Source organism: Bacteroides sp. L10-4 (assembly GCF_013373675.1).
Lineage (GTDB): Bacteria > Bacteroidota > Bacteroidia > Bacteroidales > Bacteroidaceae > Bacteroides > Bacteroides muris.
In genome coordinates, this window is the sequence record NZ_JABXJH010000019.1 from 1 (window position 1) to 12,718 (window position 12,718).

Sequence of the window (12,718 nt, forward strand, 5' to 3'; positions counted from 1 at the left end):
AACTGAGCAAATACAAACTTGTCTTGAAACATATGCGGTCATAGTAAAACTACCGCAAAGATAAAATTTCAAGTCCGTTCGCTCGAAAAATCCATGTAACTAACTATATTTCAATAATTTCAAAGAAATTTTTCAGATTTTAATGGGACAGTAGTGTCCCGGAATACTTCTCTACCAAGCGGTCAAAGACACGACGGGGAAGAAAATCTGTAAGTTGAGCGAAGATATATTTGCCTTGATTCATTGTCTTGAGCTTTTGGGCAAAGCTAAAACAACTTTTCAATTCAAATCGTCACGCTCCAAAAGAATACATAACTATGCGATTATCAAAGATTTCAAAGAACGATGTTTAATTTAAAGTGCCCACTAGTGTTCCGGAGTCTAAAATTACAGAGATTTATTGTATGGCCGATGATTTTTGCAAGGAATTTGCGTTACAACAGGAAAAATACATGGTTGAAGACAGTAAACAGAAGCATCAGTTTTGTCGACTCCACTCCTTTACGTGTCTGCCGTAACCAAAGAATCCTTATTCATAAGACATTTGAGGGACTTGCAGAATGTGGGAAATGTTCAATGGGATGGTTCTTCGGATTCAAATTGCACTTGATTATCAATGACAAGGGTGAGATTCTCAATTTTATGTTCACGCCTGGAAACGTGGATGACCGGGAACCGTTGAAGCAAGGTAAGTTTCTGGAGAACATCAAAGGAAAACTATGCGCAGACAAAGGATATATTGGTCAGGCTCTGTTTGGGAACCTTTTCCTTGATGGTATACAGCTTGTCACTAAAGTTAAAGACAATATGAAGAATTCACTGATGAGTATTGCCGACAAGATTCTGCTCAGAAAAAGAGTCTTGATCGAAACAATCAATGACGAATTGAAGAGCATTGCACAGATAGAACACTCCAGACATCGTTCATTCAATAACTTTATAGCCAATTCTTTGTCGGCTATAGCACAGCATACAGCTTTTTTGAAAAGAAGCCCGCTATTGACGTAAATTTTGTCAATGACGGACAACTGCCTATTTTTTAATCTTATTTCGAACTCATGTTAATTAAGATGTCGGATACCTTAATATCAGAAATCTGGAGGACTTGACCTGTTTTCTATTTGCTAATTTGAAGTTTAACGAACTATTGTTATTGAATTTCGCTTATAAAAAATGGACGATAAGAAGAAATATTTGAGGAGGTGCTTCTGCATCGTTGTACACGGGATATAATGATTTTGCCATAATAACAAGCGATGAATACGATTTCTTAAATGAAAAAGCCGTAGTAGCTTTCTTAAAAGCTGTTTTCGTTTTGATGGAAACTGACTTCTTATTCATATCTTTGCATATTGATTAAAAAAAGAGATATTCATGGAACTTTCGGATATACTTCATAATTTGAAGATACAGGAACTCACTCCGATGCAGGAGGCTGCTAAAGAAGCCTATCAATCAACCAAAGATTTGGTGCTTCTTTCGCCCACCGGTTCAGGCAAGACGCTGGCTTTTCTCCTTCCGCTGGTACAGACCTTGAAAGCGGAGATACAAGATGTGCAGGCCCTTGTACTGGTGCCTTCTCGTGAACTGGCTCTGCAGATAGAAACTGTGTTCAAGTCCATGGGAACTCCCTTCAAGGCTATGAGCTGCTATGGCGGACGTCCTACCATGGAAGAACACCGGACAATGAAAGGCATTCATCCCGCTGTCATTATCGGTACTCCGGGGCGTATGAACGACCATTTGCGGAAAGAGAATTTCAATGCCGCTACTGTCGTTACTCTGGTGATAGATGAATTCGACAAGTGTCTTGAGTTTGGTTTCCATGACGAGATGGCAGACGTTATTGGACAGCTTCCCTCGCTGAAAAAGCGCGTACTTCTCTCGGCCACCGATGCAGAGGAGATACCGCAATTTGCCGGAGTAGGAGGTGATTCTCCGTCTTCCGGCCCTCGGCTCATGAAACTTGATTTTCTTGCTCCGGAAGCTCTTACTCCGCGTCTACGGCTGCAAAAGGTTGTTTCTCCGGAGAGGGACAAACTGGAAACCCTCTATAATTTGCTTTGTACTCTCGGCTATCATTCTACTTTGGTATTCTGTAACTATCGTGAAAGTGTGGAGCGTGTTGCTGGGTATCTGAAAGCCAGGAAGCTCTCTTGCGATATGTTTCATGGCGGTATGGAGCAGCCCGATCGCGAACGTGCACTTTACAAGTTCCGCAATGGCAGCTGCACTGTACTGATATCCACCGATCTTGCCGCCCGCGGACTCGATATCCCAGGTATAGACAATGTGGTGCATTACCATCTGCCCGTAAACGAGGAAGCCTATACACACCGTAATGGGCGTACTGCTCGCTGGGAGGCATCGGGAAATGCGTATCTTGTCCTGCATGCCGAGGAGCAGGTACCTGAGTACATCTCTGAAGACATCGAAATATACAGGTTTCCGGAGATGCTTTCCAAACCGGCCAAGCCCCGATGGGCTACCTTATATATAGGTAAAGGGAAAAAGGATAAGCTGAACAAGATAGATATTGTCGGCTTCTTGTATAAAAAAGGAGGGATGGCGCGTGAGGACGTCGGGCAGGTGGACGTAAAAGAACACTATGCCTTTGTAGCCGTGCGACGTAGTAAGATGAAACAATTGTTGACGTTGGTACGTGGGGAAAAAATCAAGGGAATAAAAACTGTTATAGAGGAAGCAAAGTGATTTGTCTTATAGATAATTATTTTATTTGCACTTATTCTTTTGAATATGAAGTAATAAAACCGTCTTACTTTTAGTTTTTCCAAAAGTATTATCCTTGATAAGTAAGGATAACAAAATGGTGTATATCTCTTGTATAAACCATTAAAAAGTAAGCTAAATGTGGCTTAAAAATAGAATTTCATAAGGAAAGGTTTGTTTTAAGGAAATATTTCCGTAATTTCGCAAAGTCGAAAGACATTAATGAACGAAATTGTATAACCAAAACAAACTTCAAATGAAAAAGCATAATTTCAATGCAGGACCTTCTATCCTTCCTCGTGAGGTGATTGAGAATACGGCACAGGCTATTCTTGATTTCAATGGCTCAGGCCTTTCGCTGATGGAAATCAGCCACCGTGCCAAAGACTTCCAACCCGTTGTGGACGAAGCTGTGGCATTATTCAAAGAATTGCTCAATATTCCCGAAGGATATTCGGTATTGTTCTTGGGCGGTGGTGCCAGTTTGGAATTCTGCATGGTACCCTTCAACTTCCTTGAAAAGAAAGCTGCTTACCTGAATACGGGTGTGTGGGCTAAAAAAGCCATGAAAGAAGCTAAGGCATTCGGTGAAGTAATTGAAGTCGCTTCTTCCGCTGAATCTACTTATACCTATATCCCGAAGGACTATACTGTGCCTGCTGATGCAGACTATTTCCATATCACTACCAACAATACAATCTACGGTACGGAACTGAAAGAAGATTTGGACGTAAACATTCCGGTGGTGGCCGATATGTCTTCTGATATTTTCTCTCGTCCCATCGACGTGTCCAAATATATCTGTATCTATGGTGGTGCACAGAAGAATCTGGCTCCTTCCGGTGTCACATTCGTCATCGTGAAGAATGATGCTCTGGGTAAGGTTTCCCGTAATATTCCGACTATGCTGAACTATCAGACGCATGTGGATGGCGGTTCCATGTTCAATACTCCCCCTGTTGTCCCCATCTATGCAGCCCTGCAGACATTGCGCTGGATTAAAGCAGAGGGTGGCGTGAAGGAAATGGAACGCCGTGCCATCGAAAAGGCCGATATGCTGTATGCTGAAATTGACCATAACAAAATGTTTGTGGGTACGGCTGCCAAAGAAGACCGTTCACGCATGAACATCTGCTTTGTGATGGCTCCCGAATACAAGGAACTGGAAGCAGACTTCTTGAAGTTCGCTACCGAAAGAGGTATGGTAGGTATCAAGGGACACCGTTCCGTAGGCGGATTCCGTGCATCCTGCTACAATGCCATGCCGAAGGAAAGTGTGCAGGCTTTGATTGACTGCATGCAGGAATTTGAGAAACTTCATTAATAATATTGTTTTCACCACAGACTACGCAGATTTGCACAGATTCTCTTTATGATTAAAATCTGTGATAATCTGTGTAATCTGTGGTGAGTCTTTTTAATATCATGAAATTATGAAAGTATTAGTAGCAACAGACAAACCGTTTGCTAAGGTCGCAGTAGACGGTATTCGTAAAGAAATAGAAGCAGCAGGTTACGAACTCGTGCTGTTGGAGAAATATGGTGAAAAAGCCAAGTTGCTGGAGGCTGTGAAAGATGCCAACGCTGTTATTATACGAAGTGACATCATTGATGCCGAAGTGCTGGATGCCGCCAAGGAACTGAAGATTGTGGTGCGTGCTGGTGCCGGTTATGACAATGTGGAACTGGAAGCAGCTACTGCCCACAATGTATGTGTAATGAATACTCCGGGACAGAACTCCAATGCTGTGGCCGAGTTGGCTTTCGGCTTGATGGTGATGGCTGTCCGCAATATGTATAACGGTACTTCCGGTATGGAACTGATGGGTAAGAAGTTGGGTATTCATGCTTATGGTAACGTAGGCCGCAACGTAGCCCGTATTGCCAAAGGCTTCGGTATGGAGATTTATGCGTTTGACGCCTTCTGTCCGAAAGAAGTAATTGAGAAGGATGGAGTGAAGGCTGTGGGTTCTGCCGAAGAGCTTTACTCTACTTGCGACGTCGTTTCCCTGCATATCCCTGCAACGGTCGAAACGAAGAATTCCATCAATTACGCATTGGTGAACAAGATGCCGAAAGGTGGCCTGCTGGTGAACACAGCCCGTAAGGAAGTCATCAATGAGGCCGAACTGATTCAGTTGATGGAAGAGCGTGCCGACTTGAAATACATGACCGACATTATGCCTGCAGCCCACGAAACGTTTGCAGCCAAGTTTGCCGGACGTTATTTCTCTACACCGAAAAAGATGGGGGCCCAGACTGCTGAGGCTAATATCAATGCAGGTATTGCAGCAGCCAAGCAGATTGTAGGCTTTCTGAAAGACGGTTGCGAGAAGTTCCGTGTAAACAAGAAATGAGATGAATAGCAAGACTACCTATAAATTTTCAGTTCTCTATTTAGCAATAGGTGCTGGTATATTCTCGTTAAGTAGTATATTCAGAAATGAACTATCAGATTTCGCCCTCGGTTTCTGCGAGGGTGTATCTATTGTGCTGATGTTAGGTAGTGCAATTAATCTGGTAAGATATTTCGTGAAAAAGAAACCTCAATAATCCATATAAAACACACCCTTATGGCTATAATAAAACCTTTTAAGGGGATTCGTCCCCCTCAGGATTTGGTGGAACAAGTAGCGTCCCGTCCTTACGACGTATTGAATTCTGCAGAAGCACGTGCAGAAGCAGAAGGTAATGAGAAGTCCCTATATCATATCATCAAGCCGGAAATAGATTTTCCCGTCGGTACGGATGAACATGACGAACGTGTTTATCAAAAGGCGGCAGAGAACTTCTGCATGTTTCAGGAGAAAGGCTGGCTGGTGCAGGACGATAAAGAAAACTATTACGTCTATGCCCAGACCATGAACGGCAAGACACAATATGGTCTTGTTGTCGGTGCCTATGTTCCCGATTATATGAATGGTGTCATCAAGAAGCACGAGCTTACGCGCCGTGACAAGGAAGAAGACCGTATGAAACATGTCCGCGTGAACAATGCCAACATTGAGCCCGTGTTCTTTGCCTATCCCGATAATGCTGTGCTGGATACCATTATTTCCCGTTATACAGCCGGGAAGCCGGTATACGACTTTATCGCTCCAGGTGACGGTTTCGGTCATACCTTCTGGATTATAGACAAGCTGGAGGACATTGATGCCATTACCCAAGAGTTTGCCAAGATGCCCGCCCTCTACATTGCCGATGGGCATCATCGCAGCGCCGCCGCCGCTTTGGTGGGTGCGGAGAAAGCCAAGCAGAACCCCAATCACCGTGGAGATGAAGAGTATAACTACTTCATGGCCGTGTGCTTCCCTGCCAACCAGTTGACTATTATTGACTATAACCGGGTAGTGAAGGACTTGAACGGTATGACTCCTGAAGAGTTTCTGGCTGCCGTAGGCAAGAATTTCATCGTAGAAGAGAAAGGTACGGACATCTATAAACCGTCCGGGCTACATAACTTCTCCCTCTATCTGGACGGAAAGTGGTACAGCCTTACCGCCCGACCGGGTACTTATAATGATAACGACCCCATTGGCGTACTGGATGTAACCATTTCCTCCAATCTGATACTGGATGAAGTGCTCGGTATCAAAGACCTCCGTTCCGATAAGCGTATCGACTTTGTTGGCGGTATCCGTGGCCTGGGAGAGTTGAAGAAGCGGGTGGACAATGGTGAGATGAAAGTGGCATTGGCTCTTTATCCCGTTTCCATGAAGCAACTGATGGACATTGCCGATACGGGTAATATCATGCCTCCCAAGACAACTTGGTTTGAGCCGAAGTTGCGCTCGGGATTGGTGATTCATAAACTGGACTAAATGAATTGATATAAACTGAAACGGGGATGTCTTCCACTAAAAGACATCCCCGTTTTTCGTTCAGAACTCTGGAAGCTTAGGAGTGTGATGTTTGAAATACAGTTTTCTCATCCACCGGTCAAACAGGATGAAAAGCGGAATGGTCAGAATCAGTAGGAGATAAAAGCAAGGAATCTGGATGCTTTCTGACTGTGGGAGGGTGGTGGGCGTAAAGGCTTCCCGGATGCTGTCTCCGAAGTACAGAACCAATCCTGTCCCACTGACACCTATCAAGAAGATAGCAGCGGCAATAGTTGCAAGCAGAATTCTTCTTTCTGATTTCTTCTCGCGCAGACGTATGGCTTCTTCTACCTTCTGCATGGTGCGGTAGGTAAAATTGGACGGCAGGCGGAAAGTAGTCTGTTCTCTTACCGCCTTTTTCAATCCTCTATCTTTTAGTTCTTCGTTCATACTTTTTCTTGTTTCATCAACACATAAATTTTTTTACGTATACGGTGCAGCTTCACTTTTGCGTTGCTTTCCGTCAGTCCTAGGATGATAGCTATCTCATTCAATGGTTTTTCTTCATAATAGAACAGGCTTATCAGTGCCCGTTCTTCGGAATTGAGTTGCTCCATGGCGCTGCTCAATCTGGCAATTTGCTCTTCCCTTTCATCATTTAAGGCTTCATCGACTTGTGTATCGGATATGTTGGCAAGCAGTGCATCATCCATGACAAAGGTATCAATTTTCTTTTTCCGTGCATTCGAGATGGCCGTATTATATGCAATCGAATAAATCCACGTCGAAAAAGAACTGGTGCCCTTGAAAGACGAGAGATGCTGGAAGGCTTTCAGGAAGACATCTTGGGTCAGTTCTTCGGCATCTTCCTGGTTGGAGACGATGCGGGCCACCAGGATGAATACCTGCTGGCCGTATGTGTTGAGAAAATGCTCGTAAAGAGCAGTCTCTCCCCTCAAGATGCGCTGGATGATATGTCTCTCGTTGTCTTTCATTTTGTCTGTTAGACGCAAGTTTGTTTGGTTGGTTACAGATTTTCGGAAGAAAAAAATATTTTTCCGGAAAAGTGTAACCTCATGTAAACTGCCGCGTCTAAAGGGTACAAAGAAACGAAATTACTAATTTAAATCGAAACGAATATGATGGATTTTATTATGGTGCCTGCGGTGATGACAATTATCACTTTGGGAATTTACAAACTGTTTGAACTGTTTGTTTGTAAGAAGGAAAGAATCATGCTGGTTGAGAAGATGGACGAGCGGGGACTGCTTCCTCGGATGGATGTTCCCAAATTATGTGGGAGTAGCTTTTCGTTCGCTGCCTTGAAAATAGGGTGTTTGTTGGTAGGTATGGGGCTTGGGTTATTGCTGGGTTATCTTATCTGCTATGCGACAGTTCCCGATTACTTTACTGCGAACAGAGACTGGATGTATAGGGAGACTGTGTCCCTGATTTATGGAGCTTGCGTGCTGGGTGTCGGTGGCATCGGGTTGATAGCAGCTTTTATTATAGAATTGAAACTGAGTAAAAAGTAAAGATGAGCAGAAAAGAAGTGGCCTATTCCGGCTTATTCCACACTGATATTTGAAGTGGAATTATTAAATTTCTCGTGACTTTGCTGAACAATTTGTTTTCTTATCTTGTTATCATAGTAAGGATAAAATTTCAATAGGTATGAATATGGATAAGAAAGCGGGGCATAATGCCCCCAAAGCAACATTGCCCCAGGCAGAAAATGAAAAGGGAACAGTACCCGGACAACAGATCGGGTTGTATAGCAAGGCCGATAACCGTGATGTCAAGCAGATGGTCAGGATGCTGAATAGCCCCGAAGAGCAAAGTCAGAAAGACAGAGGATAATCCTCTGTCTTTTTTTGTTGCCTTTTCCGACAATACTCTTTTGTTTGTACTATCTTTGCCTCCGTAATGGAAATACTTAAAAAAGCAAGATTCACATGCTACGGAAAGGAGACCTCACTCAAGGAGGCATAACCGGTACTTTATTACATTTTACCCTGCCCATGATGATGGGGGCTTTTTTGCAGCAATGCTACAACATTGCAGATACGCTCATCGTGGGTCAATGCATTGGTTCAGGGGCGTTGGCGGCGGTCGGTTCGGCATATACGCTGATGGTTTTCCTGATATCCGTCTTATTGGGACTGGCGATGGGCAGCGGCACCGTATTCTCTCTGCATTATGGCGCCGGAAATCCTGTGGTCCTGCGCCGTAGCATATTCAGTTCGTTTGTGCTGATAGGTATCGTGACCCTGATACTGAACGTGGCTGTTTTCATCTGGCTCGACCCTATTCTCCGGCTGTTGCAGGTTCCGCAAGACATATATGGCATGATGCGCAGCTACTTGTGGATAATCTTCTGCGGTATCGTCTTTACCTTCATCTATAACTTCTATGCAGCCCTGTTGCGTGCGGTGGGGGATTCCGTCACTCCGCTTTGGTTTCTGGCGGTTTCTGTCGTTCTGAATATAGCGCTCGATTTGTTTTTCATCCTTCAGTTGGATTGGGGAATTCAGGGTGCGGCTACAGCCACTGTTCTCGCCCAAGGAGTAGCCGCTCTAGGCATCCTCATTCATACTTACAAAGGACGTCCGGAACTGCGATGGCATTATGAAGACATGTGTTTTGACCGCATTTGCCTGAAGGAGATTGCTTCCTTCTCTACGCTGACTTGCGTCCAACAATCGGTGATGAATTTGGGAATCCTGATGATACAAGGGCTTGTCAACAGCTTTGGAACAGCTGTAATGGCAGCCTTTGCCGCTGCAGTGAAGATTGACTCTTTCGCCTATATGCCCGTGCAGGAATTCGGGAACGCCTTTTCCACCTTTATTGCACAGAACTTTGGGGCCGGACGTTACGACCGCATTCACCGGGGTGTTCGCAGCGCATTTGTCACAGCTGTTGTCTTCTCACTCCTTGTGTCCGTGCTGGTTTTCGTGTTTGCCGAGCCACTGATGCTTGTCTTTGTCCGTCCGGACGAAACGGAGATTATCGCAGTGGGGGTGACATACCTGCGCATCGAAGGCGCTTTCTATTGTGGCATCGGCGTCTTGTTTCTGCTGTATGGATACTACCGGGCCATCCGCATGCCGGGCATGTCGGTGGTGCTGACCATATTGTCGCTGGGCACCCGTGTCGTTCTTTCCTACTGGCTGGCCTCGATGCCCGAGGTTGGGGTGACGGGCGTCTGGTGGTCTATCCCCATCGGCTGGCTGATTGCCGACGTGGTCGGCATCTGGTACTATCGGTACAAGAAGTTCCGTTTTCAGGAATCTAAGGCATGATGCGGCAGATTTGCTCTACGGTTCTTTGGATATTGTCTTGAGCAAACTCGGGTTGCATGGCCTGCTCCAAAGAGATGGGAGAGGGGGTAATGGAGAATACGCCCCGAAAGCCCGCTTCGTTCAATATTTGGGTATCCTCTATCGCCCCTGCCAGCAGTATGACGGGAATATGTTTCCTCCTTGCTTCCTGCAAGATGCCCGAAGGTACTTTCCCCATAAGAGTCTGCCGGTCCGATTTCCCTTCTCCGGTGATGATGAGGTCGGCATCCTTCATCTTTTCTGCAAAGTCCAGAGTTTCCAAAAGAAGCTCTATGCCGGGTTTCAACTGCGCATCCAGAAATGCGTGGAGACCGCCACCCATGCCGCCTGCCGCACCGGCACCGGGATGAAAGGATACGTCTTTGCCGGTAGTGCGGAATATGACGTCCGAGAGATGCTGCATGGCAACATCCAGTTCCCTCACCATATCCGCGTCCGCTCCTTTTTGGGGAGCGAATATGTGGGCCGCTCCATTGGGACCGAAGAAAGGATTGCGTACGTCACACGCCGCCGTGAAACAAGCCTTTCTCAGTGCGGGATGGGCAGAAGAACTGTCTACGGAGCTGATTTCCGATAGAAGGGTACCGCATAGGGCGATGCCTTTTTCCATACTTCCCACTTCGTGTCCTTCTTTGTCGAAGAAACGGAATCCCAATGCTTGCAGCATTCCCAGGCCGGCATCGTTCGTGGCGCTTCCTCCAAGTCCGATGATGAAACGGAGGCATCCCCGTTCCAGGGCATCGCGTATCAGTTCGCCTGTTCCGAAGCTGGTGGTCTTCATCGGATTCCTTTTGCCGGCAGGAACCAGTGGCAGTCCGCTGATGGCAGCCATTTCTATGAATGCGGTATTGCCGTCTCCGGAGATGCCGTAACTGGCATCGCACGGTTGCATCAACGGGTCGTGGGCACAGACGGTGATACGTTTTCTGTTACTGGCTGTAAGCAGGACGTCGAGCATGCCTTCTCCACCGTCGGCCACGGGGAGCACGATGGTCCGGCATTCGGGACATGCGGCATGTACCCCTCGGGCGGCAGCTTCTCCGGCTTCTGCCGAGGTGAGGCATCCTTTGAAGGAATCAATGGCAATCACTATCTTTTGAGGCTTCATTTTAAATAACTGGTAGTCTATTTTCTGGAGGATCGATCCAGCCTGCAGATACATGTTCTTAGGTTGCGGATATCTGTTTCAAGTGCGAAAATAAAGCTTATTTTCAATACTTACAATGTTTAGTTCAAATAGTTTGAAACTTTCTTCAGATGATTTGGAAGTCCTTTGTTAAATGTTAGAGAGGATAATTTGACGTTTTTGTCATGTCTATTTTCGTAGGAAAAAAGTTAGATAAAATAAACTATCGATACTTATATTCTTTGGTGCGTAAAATTCTTAAAAAGATGAGCGAGTAATAGTAGAAAATAATATAGTTTCACTGAAAAATATCTATTTTTGCGGTAGATATACTTTTATGAAGGTTTTCGATAGGTATATTTTCATATGAATTGTCTCAAAAGTGAGTAATATTAGTTTAATGGTCGATAGGTTTATAAAAATAATAAATTATGCTATATCATTATACATCATTAGCAACATTTGCGTTGATTTTGACAACAAAGTCTATTAAGTTTAATCGCTTGGATTTAGTAGATGATCCGGATGAGAGTTTGTTTGGCTATGGGGATAGCGACATGAAATTGAATTCATCTTCGTTTGTTTCGTGTTGGACAGAGGATAAAGTAGAGAATATTGCTCTATGGAAAATGTATACAGACTTGAAAGGAGTGAGAATCGGGCTTGACAAGGATATGTTTGTTGTATATAAAATTAATGATAAAACTTCTTTTCTTAAAGAAAGATTCTATCGTGATGGACATTTAGCAGTAAATAGTGATATGAATAATACAGAACCTTGTAATGTAAAGTATGATTTAAAAGATGATAATGATGCTGTTAAATGTTATAAAGAATATGCTGTTTCTTGTAAGAACGGTGACATTTTGCTTCATACTAATGAAATAGGGATTCATAAAAAGAAGTATTGGGATTTTCAAAAAGAGACACGTTTCATAATAAGGGGAATGTCTGTTAATGAAAAAGGAGCTATTATAGATAGACCTCTTGAAAGAGAATCTTTTTATATACCGTTAAAATGGGAAGCTATGAAAAAAATGCAAGTTGTTTTAGGACCTAAAGCAGGAGAAGGTGAAAGAGCTATAGTTGATGCTTTGCTCTATAAAATTTTTCAAGATGATCATGATATTGATGTAAAAAAGAGTGTTGTAAGGATTAGATAATGATAGAATTTTACCTAAGTTTGTAAATGACATTTGGCTAAAATAAAATTTGAATAACCAAGAGATAGAGGTTTTACAGAGAATTTTCAAAGAACGTCAGTCAACATCCAAAGTATTTGTACATTCTAAAAGCATTTGGAAAAAGTGATGTTGACATATGTGTTATTGTGATGGCGAAAGTGTTCTAGTCTCTTACAAAAGGCTTTCATCAAAGGATTGTTTGGTTATAAGGAAGTAATGTCCACTTCTATGACAACTATATTGGAGGAAATTAAGTGTGGCTTGCAAGTTACTAAAGCTACTCTCAAAATTATTGCTGTAAGTACTGGTGAATCGGAATTGACATATGATATGCGTGAGCAAGAAAAATATGAGAATCTGTTGGCACATATTTATTGATATTTCACTCTTTTTTATCTTCTTGATGGAGTAGAGTTTTTTGTTCCAATGGATGAAGTCCGGCAGATTAAAAGTTGCGGAGAAGTTGTCAGAGCTACATGACGAACTACGTACATGTAATGATTTTAGTAGTCC

The 12,718-nt window shown here is 43.9% G+C and carries 13 protein-coding genes and 1 pseudogene; 10 read left to right on the forward strand and 4 right to left on the reverse strand.

The window, feature by feature from the left end:
- Positions 1–139: 139 nt before the first annotated feature.
- The gene (locus HU824_RS07945; protein WP_255260487.1) at positions 140–244 is read right to left on the reverse strand and encodes a DUF4372 domain-containing protein; all 105 of its coding nucleotides are present in this window, start codon (positions 242–244) and stop codon (positions 140–142) included.
- Positions 245–404: 160 nt separating this feature from the next.
- Between HU824_RS07945 and HU824_RS07950 the strand changes: the two are divergent.
- The 5 genes and pseudogenes from HU824_RS07950 (at position 405) to HU824_RS07970 (ending at position 6,551) form a co-directional block, all read left to right on the forward strand.
- Positions 405–1,043: pseudogene (locus tag HU824_RS07950) on the forward strand (IS982 family transposase).
- A 331-nt stretch (positions 1,044–1,374) separates the two neighbouring features.
- A complete protein-coding gene (locus tag HU824_RS07955) occupies positions 1,375–2,712 on the forward strand; it encodes a DEAD/DEAH box helicase (RefSeq protein WP_136011141.1) in 1,338 nt (445 codons plus the stop codon).
- Positions 2,713–2,986: 274 nt separating this feature from the next.
- Entirely contained in the window at positions 2,987–4,054 is a 1,068-nt protein-coding gene (gene serC / locus HU824_RS07960; protein ID WP_176468579.1) for a 3-phosphoserine/phosphohydroxythreonine transaminase, read from the forward strand.
- A gap of 109 nt (positions 4,055–4,163) precedes the next feature.
- Entirely contained in the window at positions 4,164–5,087 is a 924-nt protein-coding gene (locus tag HU824_RS07965) for an NAD(P)-dependent oxidoreductase (protein WP_136011143.1), read from the forward strand.
- 216 nt (positions 5,088–5,303) lie between these two features.
- Positions 5,304–6,551 carry a DUF1015 domain-containing protein gene (locus HU824_RS07970; protein ID WP_176468580.1) on the forward strand — a complete coding sequence of 416 codons (1,248 nt, stop codon included), beginning with the start codon at positions 5,304–5,306 and terminating at the stop codon, positions 6,549–6,551.
- Between the two features lie 60 nt (positions 6,552–6,611).
- On the opposite strand, the gene HU824_RS07975 is transcribed toward HU824_RS07970, so the two are convergent.
- Both HU824_RS07975 and HU824_RS07980 read right to left on the reverse strand, forming a co-directional pair.
- Positions 6,612–7,001, reverse strand: coding sequence for a hypothetical protein (locus HU824_RS07975; RefSeq protein WP_016273509.1), 390 nt, complete (start codon positions 6,999–7,001; stop codon positions 6,612–6,614).
- Positions 6,998–7,546, reverse strand: a complete 549-nt coding sequence (locus HU824_RS07980) for an RNA polymerase sigma factor (protein WP_136011146.1) — start codon at positions 7,544–7,546, stop codon at positions 6,998–7,000. The genes HU824_RS07975 and HU824_RS07980 overlap by 4 nt, the downstream gene beginning before the upstream one ends.
- A 144-nt stretch (positions 7,547–7,690) precedes the next feature.
- On the opposite strand from HU824_RS07980, the gene HU824_RS07985 reads away from it, so the two are divergent.
- The 3 genes from HU824_RS07985 (at position 7,691) to HU824_RS07995 (ending at position 9,856) form a co-directional block, all read left to right on the forward strand.
- A complete protein-coding gene (locus HU824_RS07985; RefSeq protein WP_176468581.1) occupies positions 7,691–8,086 on the forward strand; it encodes a DUF6249 domain-containing protein in 396 nt (131 codons plus the stop codon).
- 145 nt (positions 8,087–8,231) lie between these two features.
- Complete coding sequence (locus HU824_RS07990; protein ID WP_246866982.1) at positions 8,232–8,411, forward strand: hypothetical protein; 180 nt, start codon at positions 8,232–8,234, stop codon at positions 8,409–8,411.
- A 95-nt stretch (positions 8,412–8,506) separates the two neighbouring features.
- Complete coding sequence (locus HU824_RS07995) at positions 8,507–9,856, forward strand: MATE family efflux transporter (RefSeq protein WP_176468582.1); 1,350 nt, start codon at positions 8,507–8,509, stop codon at positions 9,854–9,856.
- Here HU824_RS07995 and HU824_RS08000 read toward each other — a convergent pair.
- Positions 9,846–11,003: a glycerate kinase gene (locus HU824_RS08000; protein WP_176468583.1), complete on the reverse strand. Its 1,158-nt coding sequence runs from the start codon at positions 11,001–11,003 to the stop codon at positions 9,846–9,848. The genes HU824_RS07995 and HU824_RS08000 overlap by 11 nt on opposite strands.
- Before the next feature lie 449 nt (positions 11,004–11,452).
- On the opposite strand from HU824_RS08000, the gene HU824_RS08005 reads away from it, so the two are divergent.
- Both HU824_RS08005 and HU824_RS08010 read left to right on the forward strand, forming a co-directional pair.
- Complete coding sequence (locus HU824_RS08005) at positions 11,453–12,184, forward strand: hypothetical protein (protein WP_176468584.1); 732 nt, start codon at positions 11,453–11,455, stop codon at positions 12,182–12,184.
- Between the two features lie 249 nt (positions 12,185–12,433).
- Complete coding sequence (locus tag HU824_RS08010; RefSeq protein WP_005828133.1) at positions 12,434–12,583, forward strand: hypothetical protein; 150 nt, start codon at positions 12,434–12,436, stop codon at positions 12,581–12,583.
- Positions 12,584–12,718 lie beyond the last annotated feature (135 nt).